General features: G+C 57.4%; 12 protein-coding genes. 5 read left to right on the top strand and 7 right to left on the bottom strand.

The genetic code is table 11. The features are described 5' to 3' along the window. Positions 1-6 precede the first annotated feature (6 nt). Together LPW13_RS04165 and LPW13_RS04160 are read right to left on the bottom strand one after the other, a co-directional pair. Positions 7-1,830 (bottom strand): cation:proton antiporter, encoded by a 1,824-nt coding sequence (locus tag LPW13_RS04165; protein ID WP_230438181.1) that lies wholly within the window; start codon positions 1,828-1,830, stop codon positions 7-9. Positions 1,831-1,859: 29 nt separating this feature from the next. Next, positions 1,860-3,389, bottom strand: coding sequence for a BCCT family transporter (locus LPW13_RS04160; protein ID WP_230438180.1), 1,530 nt, complete (start codon positions 3,387-3,389; stop codon positions 1,860-1,862). A gap of 234 nt (positions 3,390-3,623) precedes the next feature. Between LPW13_RS04160 and LPW13_RS04155 the strand changes: the two genes are divergently transcribed. Then, positions 3,624-3,953 carry a hypothetical protein gene (locus LPW13_RS04155; protein ID WP_230438179.1) on the top strand — a complete coding sequence of 110 codons (330 nt, stop codon included), beginning with the start codon at positions 3,624-3,626 and terminating at the stop codon, positions 3,951-3,953. Between the two features lie 43 nt (positions 3,954-3,996). Here LPW13_RS04155 and LPW13_RS04150 read toward each other — a convergent pair whose 3' ends face one another. Continuing rightward, the gene (locus tag LPW13_RS04150; RefSeq protein WP_230438178.1) at positions 3,997-4,842 is read right to left on the bottom strand and encodes a metallophosphoesterase; all 846 of its coding nucleotides are present in this window, start codon (positions 4,840-4,842) and stop codon (positions 3,997-3,999) included. Positions 4,843-5,051: 209 nt separating this feature from the next. Between LPW13_RS04150 and LPW13_RS04145 the strand changes: the two genes are divergently transcribed. From LPW13_RS04145 to LPW13_RS04130, 4 genes are all read left to right on the top strand, one after another. Further along, positions 5,052-6,677, top strand: a complete 1,626-nt coding sequence (locus tag LPW13_RS04145; protein WP_230438177.1) for an alpha/beta hydrolase — start codon at positions 5,052-5,054, stop codon at positions 6,675-6,677. Between the two features lie 141 nt (positions 6,678-6,818). Further along, positions 6,819-7,685: a hypothetical protein gene (locus tag LPW13_RS18300; RefSeq protein WP_230438176.1), complete on the top strand. Its 867-nt coding sequence runs from the start codon at positions 6,819-6,821 to the stop codon at positions 7,683-7,685. A gap of 168 nt (positions 7,686-7,853) precedes the next feature. Then, complete coding sequence (locus LPW13_RS04135; RefSeq protein ID WP_230438175.1) at positions 7,854-8,243, top strand: DUF2750 domain-containing protein; 390 nt, start codon at positions 7,854-7,856, stop codon at positions 8,241-8,243. A gap of 24 nt (positions 8,244-8,267) precedes the next feature. Continuing rightward, on the top strand, positions 8,268-8,753 hold the full coding sequence (locus LPW13_RS04130) for a DTW domain-containing protein (RefSeq protein ID WP_230438174.1): 486 nt from the start codon (positions 8,268-8,270) through the stop codon (positions 8,751-8,753). A 52-nt stretch (positions 8,754-8,805) separates the two neighbouring features. On the opposite strand, the gene LPW13_RS04125 is transcribed toward LPW13_RS04130, so the two are convergent. The 4 genes from LPW13_RS04125 to LPW13_RS04110 form a co-directional block, all read right to left on the bottom strand. After that, positions 8,806-11,955 (bottom strand): efflux RND transporter permease subunit, encoded by a 3,150-nt coding sequence (locus LPW13_RS04125; protein WP_230438173.1) that lies wholly within the window; start codon positions 11,953-11,955, stop codon positions 8,806-8,808. Positions 11,956-11,958: 3 nt separating this feature from the next. Then, the gene (locus LPW13_RS04120; protein ID WP_230438172.1) at positions 11,959-13,020 is read right to left on the bottom strand and encodes an efflux RND transporter periplasmic adaptor subunit; all 1,062 of its coding nucleotides are present in this window, start codon (positions 13,018-13,020) and stop codon (positions 11,959-11,961) included. A 293-nt stretch (positions 13,021-13,313) separates the two neighbouring features. Continuing rightward, a complete protein-coding gene (locus tag LPW13_RS04115) occupies positions 13,314-13,736 on the bottom strand; it encodes an acyl-CoA thioesterase (protein WP_230438171.1) in 423 nt (140 codons plus the stop codon). Continuing rightward, positions 13,736-14,650: a dienelactone hydrolase family protein gene (locus LPW13_RS04110; RefSeq protein WP_230438170.1), complete on the bottom strand. Its 915-nt coding sequence runs from the start codon at positions 14,648-14,650 to the stop codon at positions 13,736-13,738. The genes LPW13_RS04115 and LPW13_RS04110 overlap by 1 nt, the downstream gene beginning before the upstream one ends. Position 14,651 lies beyond the last annotated feature (1 nt).

The following is a 14,651-nucleotide window of genomic DNA, read 5'->3' as shown; positions in this document are numbered from 1 at the left end:
GCCAGGCTATCCGGCCCCCTCCTTCTGGTTCTCCTCTTCCGGCATCACCAGGCTTACAATTTGCCACTCTGCTTTGGGCGCAAACTCATGGGATACCGTATTGATATGGATCTTTCCCTGCGGGTCCACCGCATAAAGTCCCGTGGCGCGGTTGCCGTAGGTTTTCCTGTAATCCTCGATGGTAAAGCTTTCCGTAAGGCCTGTAGTCCTGATTGTTGCGCCCCTCGCTACCTGGCTGGCAAGGCGGCTGTAGGTAGCATTTTCTGAGAAGAGTTCCAGTTTTTTTGCGTAGTCTTCCGATACCCGGTGGCTGGCCCGCTCTTCCGGTGCACCGTGGCTCAGCCCCAGCACCGAGCCCTTGCCCAACACATGCTCGAAGTGATAGGTCACCAGCGGGTTGAGCTGCTTGTAGGGAGACAGTACCAGCACCTTGCCGATGGTGGAGATATCCATGGTCAGGCTGGCATGTTCGGAGACCGGGTTGCCGTAATAGATAGGGATATTTTCCATACGGGCCTCGCGAATGGCATCCCAGTTGGTATCTGCGATTCTGACCGGCACATCCTTTTGCATCAGGTCTTTGGCCAACAGTCGCGCAAACTTGCTACCGCCGAACAGAAGGTATCCATTGGGATAGGGAGCGCGAACTCCCAGCAGCTTGGCGATGCTTTTGGAAGTCAGGCTCTGAATCACCACGGTGGCAATAATCACCAGAAATACCATTGGAACCAGCAGTTCGGATTTCGTCAACCCAAGAGCATCTAATTTAATCGCGAAGAGCGCGGAAACCGCCGCAGCAACGATCCCCCGGGGCGCAATCCAACTGAGCATCGCCAGTTCACGCCAGCTCAGCCCCGCTCCGAAAGAAGACAGGAAGACCGATAGCGGTCGAGCCACATACATGATCACAGCCAATACCAGCAAAGCACCCCACCCCAGCTGTGCCAGGGTATGAAATTCCAGCCGCGCCGCGAGCAGGATGAACAATGCAGAAATCAGCAGAACACTGAGGGTTTCCTTGAACTCGAGGATGTCATCGACATCCAGGTTCTTCATATTGGCCATCCAGATCCCCATCACCGTGACCGTGAGCAGACCGGATTCATGGGACAACAGATCGGATGAGGCATAGGCCCCGAGCATCAGGGTCAGTACCGCGGTGTTGCGCAGGTAGTGCGGTACCCAGTTTTTCCGCAGCAGGGTGCCGAGGAAGTAGCCCATCAGTGAACCCAGCCCAAACCCGATCGCTACCACCTTCAACAAAATGATCAGGGCATGCTCGAAGGCACTTTGCGAGGCAACGATGTACTCGTAAACCAGTACTGCCAGCAGCGCGCCTATCGGATCTATGACGATGCCTTCCCAGCGCAGGATATTGGAGATACGCGTATTGGGGCGCACGGAGCGCAACATGGGTACGATCACTGTCGGTCCGGTCACCGTAACAATGGCACCAAACAATGCCGCTAGCTGCAAAGGCATTCCGAGCAGATAGTAGGCGGCCGGTGTGGCGATCAGCCAGGTCACCAGCGCCCCGAGGGTACACAGGTTGCGCACCATCACGCCGTGGCCGGCAATATCGGACAGCTTCAGGGTGAGCGCACCCTCAAACAGGATAATCGCCACTGCCAGTGATACGAGCGGAAAGAGCAGGTCGCCGAACAGCACATCGGGGTCGAGGACCCCCGTCATCGGCCCGAGCACCAATCCGGCCACCAGTAACGGAAGGATGGCCGGCAGCTTGAGCCTGAAAGCCAGGTACTGGCACGCGATCGAGACGATGCCCACCATCACCAACAGCGCCATTGGGTTCGAGGCGATTTGCTCCATAAGTCCTGATCAGTCGATTGCAATCTTCATTAGCGGGTAGGACATTGACGGTTCGCCAGTTCCCTTGCCAGACGAGGCCCGTTCCACAGACTGGGAAGAATAATCAGTGACACCGGTACGGCGGTAACCACAATAAACTTCTGCAGTGCACCGACGCCTCCTTCGCCAATGCTTATCAGGATCGCCGCGCAGCTGCCCATCATGATGCCCCAGAAGATACGCGTGGCCGCCGGCGGATGTTCCTCGCCAGTCATCACTACGGAGATACTGTACGTCATTGAGTCTCCGGTGGTGGCCACAAAGATGGTGGTCAACACCAGGAATAAAATGGAAAGCAGCGTGCCCCAGGGCAATGCCTGCGTGGTGGCCAACAGCGCCGCCGGCAGATTCAGTCCCTCAAACGGCTTGGAAATAATACCGGGATTCTGGATCTCCAGAAAAATGCCGGTACCGCCGACAATGGTGAACCAGAAGCAGGTCACCAGTGGCGCAACCAGTGCAATCACAAAGATCAGTTCCCGCACCGTGCGACCGCGTGAGATGCGCGCTACAAACAATGCCATGATGGGGCCGTAGCCGATGAACCAGCCCCAGAAGAACACCGTCCACCAATCCAGCCATTGGGTATCTGCGCGGAAAGTGGCCATGGGGAAGAAGTTCCCAATATAGGTCCCCAGCCCCTCGACAAACCCGTCAGCGATAAATGCAGTGGGACCGACAAGCAAAATGAACGCCATCAAAACTACCGCCAGCACCACATTGAAGCGGCTCAGAACCTGGATACCGCGATTGACACCAGTCACCGCGCTGATGGTATAGATTGTGACCAGTCCAATGATGACCAGAAACTGGGTAGTGAATCCGTCCGAGACGCCAAATAGCTCATGCAGACCAAAACTCACCTGCAACCCCAGAAAACCGATAGGCCCCACGGTTCCGGCCACTACGGCAATCACGCAACAGGCATCAACCAGTGCCCCGCCAACACCGTGGAGAATACGCTCACCAAAGAGTGGATAGAGCAGCGTGCGCGGCTTTAAGGGCAGTCCCCTGTCATAGTGCAGCACCATCAGAACAATGGCAGTCAGACACCCCAGGATCGCCCACGCCAGAAAGCCCCAGTGCATGAAACTCTGCGCCAGCGCATTACTGGCCTGCACCACGGCGTCTTCCTGCTCTCCGAACAAGGGGGGCGGCGACAGAAAGTGGGCAATGGGCTCCGCCGCAGCCCAGAAAACCCCACCCCCGGCCAACAGCGTACACATGATGATTGCCACCCACTTGAACGTGGACATCTCCGGGACATCGAGATTCCCGAGCCGGACTTCACCACTGCGGCTTATCGCGACATACAGCGCGATAAAGAACGTCGCCAGCATCAGCAACTGCCAGTAAGCTCCAAACAGGGTTGTGGACCAGTGAAAGGCGTTTTTCACCCAGGCAGCGACCAGTTCCAGATCCCAGAGCGAGAGCCCAACAAACAGGCTGATCAGGCCACCGCTGATGATCAAGACCGGTACATCTACTTTTCCAATCAGCGACTCGAGCAGTGAACGCATAATGCAGGTTTCCGGACGTTGTCAGTGAGATGAGGCGCGCGCAACCGGGAACGCAGCCGAACCCCCAAGTAAAACAGGCTGCAGACGACAAGATTTACGCCGGCAGTTGGCTCAGTTTAGCAGTGACCGATAGTTAGCAGGCATTCGCGAGAGAAACGGCACTGATCCCACAACTGGCCATACTGTGGTATTAATGTTTGTAGCAGCGGAAACTTGTCCAGAAAGGAGACCTAGATGGAATTTCTCATCCTGTTGATCGTGGTGCTGGTGGTATTGGTACTGCCACTGAAAATGGCGGCGGCCATGCTGGGGGCGCGCAATACCGGTGTATTTGCCTGCCTGTTTGCACTGCTCCTCGCGGTCATCATCCAGCATTTTGTTGGCGGCCTGATTCCCGGGGTTACCGAAGAGTGGGGCCTACTGATCACCATCCCCCTGGCGGCGCTCGCTTACATGCTGGTACTCGGTACCGGCTTCTTTAAGGCGGTTCTTATTGCACTGGTGCAGGGGCTGATCACCATTGGGATTACGCTGTTATTGGGTGGCGTACTGACCGCACTTTGACGAAATCGCACACGTCAACTGTGGGAGCTCAACGAAAACGCTGTTAAGCCGCGGATGGATTGATACACACCACCCCCAACTGCTCATCGGGCTCACCTCGATAAGTATCGACAAAATGGCAATTCCCTACGGTCGTGGGGACCGGCACGTAGGAATGCCCCATAAACACGCTATTGATCCCAGCGATTGAAAAGGCGGAAAACCTCCCGTCCGCGCCAGCTTCAATATGTCCTTCCGGCAGAGCCCCGAAACGGCCCAACCCTTCCAGAAACGCCTGCTTATCTTCCGGAACGGCTCTCTTTCCCTCCCCCGGGCCAACCAGCTCGCGGTACAAACGGGTGATCAGACCCCGGTTCCAGAGCAGCGGCTTTGCCGCCGTGCGCATTGCCTCATCTGACAGGGAGCCCCCCACTGTCCAGAGTACGCCGATGCATTGCAGCAGCCGCTTCACTTCCATCCAGCTGCTATCGGGTACATCTGCATGCACCAGGCCGATGGCACCGCTCTCTGTCGCAATCTCCATCGCCCACGGCCACTGGCGGACTTTTTCCACCAGTCGCTGCTGTAGCGGGTACGGCAGATCATAAAACCATTCACCGCCATTGCTGTAATGCAGCGGCACCGCAGTGGCATCTTCAAACCCGGCAATCATCATTGCCTCGTGATTGCCCAGGATGCTGAAATACACCTGCTGATCGATCATCTCCAGAAGCTCGACGCTGTCCGGCCCGCGATCGATGATATCCCCGACACAGAACAGCCGATCCTTTGCACCATCAAACGCCAGGTCATTGAGATTACTGAGCAGTTGCTGATGGTGACCGTGTAAATCCCCGACAACAAAATCCCGCCCCGTGGTGTTTCGGCCGACTTGCCAGTAAACAGACATAGATTTGCTCTTCTTGCACTTTCGTACCTTGTGAACACTAGCAGCAATAGGTAATTCGCATCGAGAGGGAAACTGGGTTCGAGACGTTCTCAGCTTTACAACTTAAACTGCAGTAATAGATGAATACTGACGTATTGGCAGGTATTATCGCGTAGATTCAGCTCTCCGCAGCCAAGTAAGGCATAAGTAGAGCCAAAGGGAATTTTCAGGTGGCGATCTCTATCGATACCCTGGGCGGTTTGACGCTCAAACATAACGACGAAGAAATCAGGTTACCTGCCTCCAAGCGCACGCGCGCGTTGCTGGCCTATCTGGCTATCAGCAACCGTCCACACCGCCGCGAAAATCTGTGTGAAGTTTTCTGGGAAATACCGGACGATCCACGGGGCGCTCTGCGCTGGTCCCTCAGCAAGATTCGCCCGCTGGTCAATACGCCAGACGAAGAGCGCTTACAGGCGGACCGCGAGCGTGTGTTGCTCGATATCCGGAACATGACCATCGACATTCACCAGATTACCAGCGAGCTGAAAAATCAGGATCTGCCTTCCGCCCGCCTCACCGCCATCGCAGAACAACTGCAGTACACTTTTCTCGAAGGTCTGGAGCTACCGGACCAGGATCGCTTCCAACTGTGGCTGAACGCCGAACGACGTGACCGGGAGCGCCAGCTCGCCACGACCTGCGGCCGCCTGGCTGGCCATCGCGACATTCCGGTGGATGACCAACTACTGTGGGCACGCCGTTGGTGTGAATTGGCGCCACTCTCCCCCGAATCCGCCACCATGCTGGTCACGCAACTGGACCGCATGGCGTTGTCCATAGAGTTATCGGCAACCCGCCGCGAGCTCAGCGAACGGTTTCAGAAAGCCAGTATTCCCTGGAACGCTGATGCTCGCGCCGATCTCGGTGGCAAAGACCATTGTAAAAACGAAAGCACGAGGGCGAACTTCCTCTCCGATCGCGAGCTACTGGCGCAACAGAAAATCCAGTTCTGTACGGCCAAAGACGGTGTCCGTATTGCCTACGCCGCTGTCGGCCCGGGATCAGACACAGGTACTTCCGAGGCTCCCACCATAGTCAAAGCCGCCAACTGGTTGACACATCTGGAGCACGACTGGGACGCCCCCATCTGGAGCCCCCTGTTCCGCGACCTTGCTTCGGACCACCACTTCGTTCGCTACGATGAGCGCGGCAACGGCCTGTCGGACTGGCATGTCGATGACATTTCATTTAACGCCTTCGTCACCGACCTCGAATCCGTGGTGGATGTCCGTGGTGTGGAAAAATTTTCACTCCTGGGCATATCTCAGGGCGCCGCCGTATCCATCGACTATGCCGTGCGCTACCCGGAGCGGGTCAAACACCTGATTCTGTTTGGTGGCTACGCCGCCGGCTGGCGTATCGGCGCCAGCGCGACGGAAACCAGAGAAAGGGAAGCGGTAATGACCCTGACCGCGTCCGGCTGGGGCCAGGACAACCCGGCCTACCGGCAGATTTTCTCGTCCACATTTATGCCGACGGCGAACAGTGAAGAGTTCGCCTGGTTCAATGAGTTCCAGCGCCTCACCACCTCTCCCGAGAACGCGGTTAAGTTTCTGTCGGTTTTCAGTGAAATTGACGTGCGGGACAAGTTGGCCCAGATCCAGGTGCCTACTTTGGTAATTCACTCCCTCGACGATCAGCGTATTCCGGTAGCGGTCGGTCGGGAACTGGCGGCCGCCATCCCCAGCGCGGAATTTTTGGGACTGGAAAGCTCCGGCCATCTGCTACTGGGCCGCGAGCCAGCGTCTAAGGCCTTTGTAAACGCCGTACGCGAATTTATTGCACGCAATTAGTGCATCAAAACCATCGCCGTGAAAGAACCTTCCGCTCAGCCCTGACAAAGCCCCGCTTTACCACGCTTATTACCACGCGTCCCCTGTACGCTACGGCCAATTCGTCAATGTACAGCAGAGCTCAAGGAGCCGGAGGTCATTATGCTATCCGCACAAGAATTCACCAGACAGCTCGTCAATCTCAGTAATCAGTATCGCAGCGACAATTTATGGGTCGGCAACTGGAGACAAAATAACTGGAATGACCCCGATGAGATGGCAGAGTACATCCACTTTGCTTATAACCTGTATGAAGCCACTGCACACAATCGGCTGCAGCTGACCCTGCTGGGTGGCACCGGCATCCGCAAAAATGAAGCCTATATCAAGAGTTTCGGCGTGACCGGGATCAATGGCATTCAGGACGACATCACAAAAAAGTATGTGAGAAGAGAGGTCCAAAAACGCCATGCCCGTTCCGCCATACCTGCAACCGCCGCGGACAATCCGGACCGCGAACCGGCCAGGGTACGGGGCGGCAGCATCCTGAGCGAAACACGCTGGTCTCCCATTCTCAATGATTCTCTGATCCTGGGAGCAATTACAGCCCGCCAGCAGTTTGCCGTAGCATTCACCGTATCCGAACAGTGGGCCTGGGATAGAATGCATGCAGGCAAAGAAACCCGAACATCTGCCATCGCTGACAAGTTTGGCGGATCAAAGACAATGATCAATGCCTGGAAACAGTTCCTGAATAGCCAGCAAACCATGTTCTTTACCGGACGCACCCCGCGTGTATTTACCAGAGAGCTGCTGGGCCTGAAATTTTTCGGCTACAAGCCAGAGTTCAGCTGGAATCAGCTATCGTTCGGCCCGGACTCACGCGCAACTATTCGCCCAGACTTTCAGACCTACCTGCGAAAGCTCAGAGAAGTCCGGTTTGAGGCTGGTGATCGAGCGAGGGTTACGCAGGAAATCTCAACCTTCCTGTTTGGCGAGCAGAACGCACTCGGAGCAAACTGGACCTGACCGGAGCAGCGCGCCGGAGTATGCTTCAAACAGGAAAGCATCCAGGGTGTGACCGGGCATTCAGCGACAGACCGATATCGCAGTAACAGGCTGAAGGCTAAATTTCCGGGCTCTGGGACAGATCTTCGCGTAAGCTATGGCAGTAAATACTCAGATATAGCGAGCGGAATGATGAGCCAAAATGAAGTCAGTGAAATCCTCGGCCTGGATTGCGAAGCCCGCTATGAATATTTCCTGGATGCCGTCGGTGAAGAGCGGGAGATCTGGATCCTGATCAACAGTGACGAACACTTCCTGAAGCTGCACTCGGAAGACCAGGGCGGCTTCGAGTACCTGCCCCTGTGGCCGAGCGAAGCCTTCGCCGAGGCCTATGCCGCCAGCGAGAGTGACCTGAAAGCCAAGAGCATTCCCCTCCCCCAGTTCCTGAACCGCTGGCTCCCCGGGCTGGAAAAGGATGCCATTGAAGTGGGCGTTTTCCCGGGTGCGGATAACAGCGTTTGGATCACGGAGCCGGCAGACCTGGAGCAGGATCTGCGCGAAGAGCTGTCCCGGTTCTGAGCCCCCGCTTCACTTTTACCCTTTATGAAGATCACCCTGCTCACCCACCAACGGGAGCTGGACCGCAAGACCAATACCGGCGCTCTGGCCCTGGCGTGCTGTGGGGCGCTGGTTGAGCGCGTGGTCTGGGAACGCCGCAACCCGGACCCGGCACTGGTGGAAGCCGTAGAGCGCGGCGAGGCGGCACTGGTCTACCCCATCGACAGTGATCACGATGCACAACTGGAGGACTTCAATCGGGTCATCCTGATAGATGCCACCTGGCAGGAAGCCCGCAAGATCTACAACCACAGCCCGTACCTGAAAGCCGCTCCGAAGTTCGCCATCTCAACAGAAACAGCATCCAGCTACCGCCTGCGCCGCAACCAGCCGGAAGGCGGCTTGTGCACGGCGGAATGTGTGATGGCGATATTGCACAGGATCGGAAAAAGAAAAGCCGCAACCCGATTGGGTGCGGCTTTTGAGTCTTTCAATATTTCACCGGGTACTCAACCGACGAAGACAAACTGAGACAAAAGCTCGAGACTTTTCTCTGTACCCATTAGTGCTTCTTAGCGTTTTCTTATCCGTCTGCCCCCTTCGCAGCCTGCTGCAACTCTTCCTCAAGCCGGCTGCTTTCCACCGAGCGCGGTTTGTGAAAACGTCCCAGCCCCAGATACACAACCGGTGTCAGGTAGAGGGTAAACAGCGCCGCCAGCCCAAGGCCACCGAACATCACCCAGCCGATGGCGGAGCGCGCTTCGGCGCCGGGGCCGGAGCTCAGGATCAATGGCAGGCCGCCGAGCACGGTGGACAGCATGGTCATGGCGATGGGACGCAGACGCACCCGTGCGGCTTCGGTGACAGCGTCGTATACGCTGTATCCACGGTCCCGCAACTGGTCCGCAAACTCCACCAGCAGGATCCCGTTCTTGGCCATCAGGCCGATCAGCATCACCAGGCCGATCTGGGAAAAGATATTCACCGTAGTGCCAGTGAAAAACAGTGCGTAAACCGCCGCAGCCAGACCAAAGGGCACCGTGGTCATCACGATCACCGCGCTGCTGATGCCCTCGAACTGCGCACACAGCACAAGGAAAACCACCAATGCGGCGATGGCGTAGGTCATGGCCACTTCCCGCGAGCTTTCCTCCAGAGAATCCGCCTCGCCCAGAAAGACGATCCCCACATCTTCCGGCAGCACTTCCTTGCCCAGCTGACGGATATCCTCGACTGCACTGGCCAAGGGATAACCAGGTTCCAGCCCCGCATCAATCTCAATCGCGCGGCGCTGCCCGTGACGGTCGAGTTCGGCGGCAACGCTCTCTTCCCGTAGGGTGACCATACTCGACAGCGGTAACAGCGCACCGCTGTCACTTTTTACATACAGGTTGACCAGATCTTCCGGCGAGGAAACCGTGGTATTGGCAGTTTCCAGCATGATCGGCACCGCCTGATCCCCCACGTTCAGGTCCACCACATCCAGGCCATCGACAACGGTGCGCAAGGTAGTGGCGATACTGTCCAGCGGCACGCCGAGGTCGGCGGCGCGGCGGCGATCGATCTCGATCGATAACTGCGGCTGGCTGGGGCGATAGCTGATATCCGGCTGCCCAAGGTGAGGCAGCCGATCCTCCATGGCGCGCGCCATTTTGCGCGCGGCATCGTAAATATGCGGGTAATCATTGCCCACCAGAGCAACCTCGATACCACCGCCGCCACCACGCAGGGAAAGACTGTTCGGGCTACTGACGCGAATGCGGGCGCCGGGAATCTGCTCCAGCGGGCCGAGGATTTCGTCAATCAGGGATTGCTGAGACACAGTACGCTGCTCCCAGGGTGCCAGCGGCAACGAAAAGTGCGCCCGATTGGGATCGTAGCGGCCTACTTGGGAAATGATATCCGTCGCATCGCCGCGCGCCACCAGCGGCCGCAACACATCCTCGATATGCTCCGCCTGACGCCCGATATAGTTCTGCCCCACCCCATCGGGGCCAGTGGCGAACACGTAAATCACACCGCGATCTTCCGAGGGCAACAATTCCTTGCCCAGGGAGAGATAAAGACCACCAGCGCCCACCGCAAGCATCATGGCCACTGCAAAGCTCAACCAGCCGTGACGCAGACACGCCGCGAGGCTACGGTAATAGCCGCTGGCAATCTTTTCTCCGATACGAACCAGGCGCACGTAAAACGGATGGGGTTCGGCATTCGACTCACTCTGGAAGTCATTCCGAGACACCCGCGCAGTCAGCATCGGCACCAGGGTCAGAGCCACCACAGAAGACAGTGCCACCGCCGTCGCCAGCACCAGGCCAAACTCGCGGAACATACGCCCCGCGGTACTCGGTAACAGCGCGATGGGAATAAACACACTGATCAATACCGCGGTGGTGGCGAGAACCGCAAAGACCACCTGTCGTGTCCCCAGCACTGCGGCCGCGCGGGCGCCCATACCCTGGCTGCGCAGGCGCTGGATATTCTCCAGTACCACAATCGCATCATCCACTACCAGACCGGTGGCGAGCACAATGGCCAACAGCGTCAGAATATTGATGGAGAACCCCATCAGCCAGATGCCCGCGAGCGTGCCGACCAGTGCGATGGGAATCGCGGTACTGGGAACCAGGGTGGTGCGCAGATTGCCGAAGAACAGCCAGATCGCTGCGATCACAATCAGCACGGTATACATCAGGCTGGTAACCACTTCCTTCACCGAACCTTTAATGAACACCGCGCGGTCTTCGGTAACAGTGATCGAAAGATTATCAAAGCGCTCATTCAGCGAGTCCACAGCCCGGCGCACGCCCTCACTGATCTCGATGGTGTTACTCTGGGCCTGACGCACCACGCCGAGACCAATGACCGGGCGATCATTGAGATATACCAGAGACTGGACATCTTCCGGCCCGAACGACACATGCGCGACGTCGCCAATGCGCACCTCACCGTCCACAATGATGTCCCGAATCTGCGCTTCGGTAACGGTGGAGGCATCCGTACGCACCAGCAGTTGTTGATCTTCTGATGTGAAGCTGCCGGAAGGCACATCCAGCGGTGCCTGCTCCAGTACACCCGCCACATCACTGACAGACAGACCGAAACTGGTCAGGCGCAGTGGATCCAGCACAACCCGCAAAACGCGCTGGCGCTGGCCGTTGATCGGCACATCGGCCACACCGGGAATTGAGATCAACTCGGGAATAATGTCTTTTTCAATAATGTAGGTGAGCGCTTCATCACGCAGGCGGTCGCTGGTCACCGCCAGATGCATCACCGGCTCAGGTTGATCCGCGGCTTTCACCACGGTCAATTGCTCGCCGTCGTCCGGCAATTCCCGCTCCGCCTGGCTCACTGCCTCGCGCACGTCCGCCGCTGCAGTATCCAGATCGATATTGGAATTGAATTCAATATGGATACGGAAGTTGTTTTCTTCACTGGACGACTCGATGTGCTTGACGCCGGAAACCCGGGCCACGGCGCCCTCCACGATACTGGTCACTTCCGAGTCCATGGTTTCCGGTGAGGCCCCGGGCATTTCGCCGCGAACGGAAACAATGGGTACGTCCACATCAGGCAGTTCCCGCACTTCCACCGCGCTGAATGCGGCGATGCCGGCAATAGCGATCAACAGGTTGAGTACCAGCACCAACACCGGACGCCGGATCGCCAGCGAGGCGAGATCATCGCGATTAAAGTCAGCCGGGGCTGCGTCCTTGGTGTGATCCGTCATGACTTACAGCCCCGCCAGATTGGTCACTGGCAATCCCTCGCGCATTCGCTGGGTACCCTCTGTAACCACGGATTGACCTTCCGGCAGGTCCGACTCCACCAGAATCGCACCCTGCAGTCGCTGCACCACGGTGGCCGGTACCCGGCTGACGGTTCCATTTTCCTGCACCGCCCATACAAACGCGCCGTCATTCCCCCACTGCAAGGCCACTTCCGGTATCACCGGGTATCGGCCCGCTTCCATACTGAGCGTCACCCGGAAACTCATACCGGGCCGCAGCAGATCAGCGCTGTTGTCTACCTGTGCGCGCACCGCAAAGGTTCGGGTGTCGGGGCTGACGCGGCTATCGATATCGATCACTTGCCCCTGATGGTCCGGGTTGCCATTGGCCCAGGTGGCCACCGAAATCGACTGCCCCTCTTTGATCTGGCCCAGAAACAACTCCGGCACCTGAAAGGTCACCAGCAGCGTACTGCGATCGTCAATGGTGGTGATGGCGGTGGAGGGATCGATACGGGCACCGGGATCGATATTGGTGATCCCGATGTGTCCATCAAACGGGGCTTTGACACGGCGGTAATCCAGCGCCACCTGCGCCCGTGCCAGGCTGAGGCGAGCGCGCTCTACCGCACTGCGCGCATCGTCCAACGCGCTCTCGGTGACCGAGCCCGAGCTGCGCGTTCGTTTGTAGCGGCTGAAGAGTCGTTTGGCATCCTCCAGGTTGACCTGGGCCAGCTCTACTGCCAGTTTCTGATCGCGGTCATCGAGTTTAACGATCGCCTGTCCCGCTTTAACGCGGTCGCCGGCTTTTAGCGAGACTTCAACGACTTCGCCACGCACTTCCGGATACAGGGTAACGCTCTTGTATGCACGGGATGTTCCCACCGCCTCTACCTTGACCTGTCGCGGCTGCCAGGCCACTGCTTCCGTGACCACGGGCTGCGCTGGGGTTTCCCGCTCGCGGGAACCCGCCCCGGGCTCCTGCTGACATGCGGAAAGAAACCCCATACTCAGTATCACGGCGGCAATACTCGCCCCCCGCAAACCGCTGTTACGTCCTGCCATATCTGCTCTCAAATTGACTCTACCAACCACTAAACCGCAATATTCGACGGCGTCACATACTGATACGTGGCACAGAGAGTACAGATTACTTTCCACAAATTCCATTATTGGTATGGCCAATCCATGCAATAGCATTTCAACTTCGGCCATCACCACCGAGACTGGTAAGACATGCACTTTTCCTGCCACTCGACGGCGGCCTGCTGCACAGCCCTACCCGCCCGCAAACGACCGACTGCCCCATAAAAAAACCCCGCAATGCGGGGTTTCATGAGCGCGATCAATAGCCGTCGTCAGACATCTTCAGCCATATACGGCTTCACCTTCTCTCGCATCACATCGGGAATGAACGCAGTACCGCGCCGCTTGAGGTCGAACAGCACTGAAGTCGCCTTGTTGACCGCTGCCACTTCACCAGTCTCGGTCAGCACCAGTATCTGGCGGTATGTGATGGAGCTGTTCCCCACGCGCAACGCTTCGCACTCCACATGCACTAGCGCACCTTCCGGCACCTCTGCCTTGTAGTCGATCTCGTGGCGGACATCCGCCCAACCCAGGCAACGCTCCCCATCCACCATCGCCTGGTGGCCAAGGGTCAACATAAAGTGCTGCATGGCATCGTCAAACATCCCCACATAGTTGCGGGTATTCATGTGCCCCATTTCATCGCATAGCCAGGTGTGCGCCACACCGGAAAAAGTACGTACGCCCGCCATTACTGATTGCCCTTGATCATTTTCAGCATGGTCTGCCAGGCGTCTTCTGTGGCCTCGGCATCAAACACCGAGCCCGCTTCAATATTTGCCTGATTCGGGTTGGCGTGGTCGAAAGTGTGGGTGGCCCCCGGATAGATCTTCAAAGTCAGCTCGCCGGCATTCTCTGGATGCTTGGGCGCATATGCCTGACAGACTTCTTCTTCGATGTAGCGGTCTTCGGTGCCGAGGAACATGACGCTGTCTACATCGACCGTCCACGGCTGCATGCAGGTGCCATAGAACATGAAGGCACCCTGTACACGCTGCTCAAAGTCAACCTGTGGCCATTCGACAAGGCTAAAAGGTGCGCTCTTGGCAGAAGCCTGAGCCAATGCCGCCCAGATGGTCACTGCACCGTGAGAGAAGCCGGCCAGGTACAGCTGGTCTGCGTCCACACGCGGGTCATTCTCAACGTCTTCGATGGTGGCCAGAATATCCGCGGAGCGCTGCCAGGGTGTCATCGCCTGGAAGTTACACGCCTGCTCCCATTCGATACCACGGCCCTCGTAACTGTCGACCGCGATCATACCGATGCCGGCGTCATTGAATTTCTTCGCCCAGTCTTTCTCGTGGCTTTCAGTTGGGCCGCTACAACCATGGAAGAACAGCACCGTCGGCACCTTGCCCCCACCTTTAGGGAAAAAGCGCTGATCGTATGGGCGCAGATCTTCGCTTATGACATCCAATGTGGTTTCTTTCACCGTCGCTTTGGCGTGGGCGATGGCGTTAGCCACAAAGGACTCCATGCCCCCCTCTTCCACCACGTCCTCGAGCTCCTGCCGGCTCTCATCGTTCGCCTGTGCGAGCGGGGTCATCAACAATGCCGAAAACGATACCGACACCAAAGCACTCAAAATGAACTTGGGTTTATACATC

It is taken from the genome of Microbulbifer celer (assembly GCF_020991125.1).
GTDB lineage: Bacteria > Pseudomonadota > Gammaproteobacteria > Pseudomonadales > Cellvibrionaceae > Microbulbifer > Microbulbifer celer.
Note: the sequence above shows the minus strand (reverse complement) of the source record. Positions and strands in the feature narration are given on the sequence as shown.

Excerpts from the sequence above, each read along its gene's own strand:
- LPW13_RS04165 (WP_230438181.1), bottom strand. The coding sequence starts at position 1,830 with ATGGAGCAAATCGCCTCGAACCCAATGGCGCTGTTGGTGATGGTGGGC.
- LPW13_RS04160 (WP_230438180.1), bottom strand. The coding sequence starts at position 3,389 with ATGCGTTCACTGCTCGAGTCGCTGATTGGAAAAGTAGATGTACCGGTC.
- LPW13_RS04155 (WP_230438179.1), top strand. The coding sequence starts at position 3,624 with ATGGAATTTCTCATCCTGTTGATCGTGGTGCTGGTGGTATTGGTACTG.
- LPW13_RS04150 (WP_230438178.1), bottom strand. The coding sequence starts at position 4,842 with ATGTCTGTTTACTGGCAAGTCGGCCGAAACACCACGGGGCGGGATTTT.
- LPW13_RS18300 (WP_230438176.1), top strand. The coding sequence starts at position 6,819 with ATGCTATCCGCACAAGAATTCACCAGACAGCTCGTCAATCTCAGTAAT.
- LPW13_RS04135 (WP_230438175.1), top strand. The coding sequence starts at position 7,854 with ATGATGAGCCAAAATGAAGTCAGTGAAATCCTCGGCCTGGATTGCGAA.
- LPW13_RS04130 (WP_230438174.1), top strand. The coding sequence starts at position 8,268 with ATGAAGATCACCCTGCTCACCCACCAACGGGAGCTGGACCGCAAGACC.
- LPW13_RS04125 (WP_230438173.1), bottom strand. The coding sequence starts at position 11,955 with ATGACGGATCACACCAAGGACGCAGCCCCGGCTGACTTTAATCGCGAT.
- LPW13_RS04120 (WP_230438172.1), bottom strand. The coding sequence starts at position 13,020 with ATGGCAGGACGTAACAGCGGTTTGCGGGGGGCGAGTATTGCCGCCGTG.
- LPW13_RS04115 (WP_230438171.1), bottom strand. The coding sequence starts at position 13,736 with ATGGCGGGCGTACGTACTTTTTCCGGTGTGGCGCACACCTGGCTATGC.
- LPW13_RS04110 (WP_230438170.1), bottom strand. The coding sequence starts at position 14,650 with ATGTATAAACCCAAGTTCATTTTGAGTGCTTTGGTGTCGGTATCGTTT.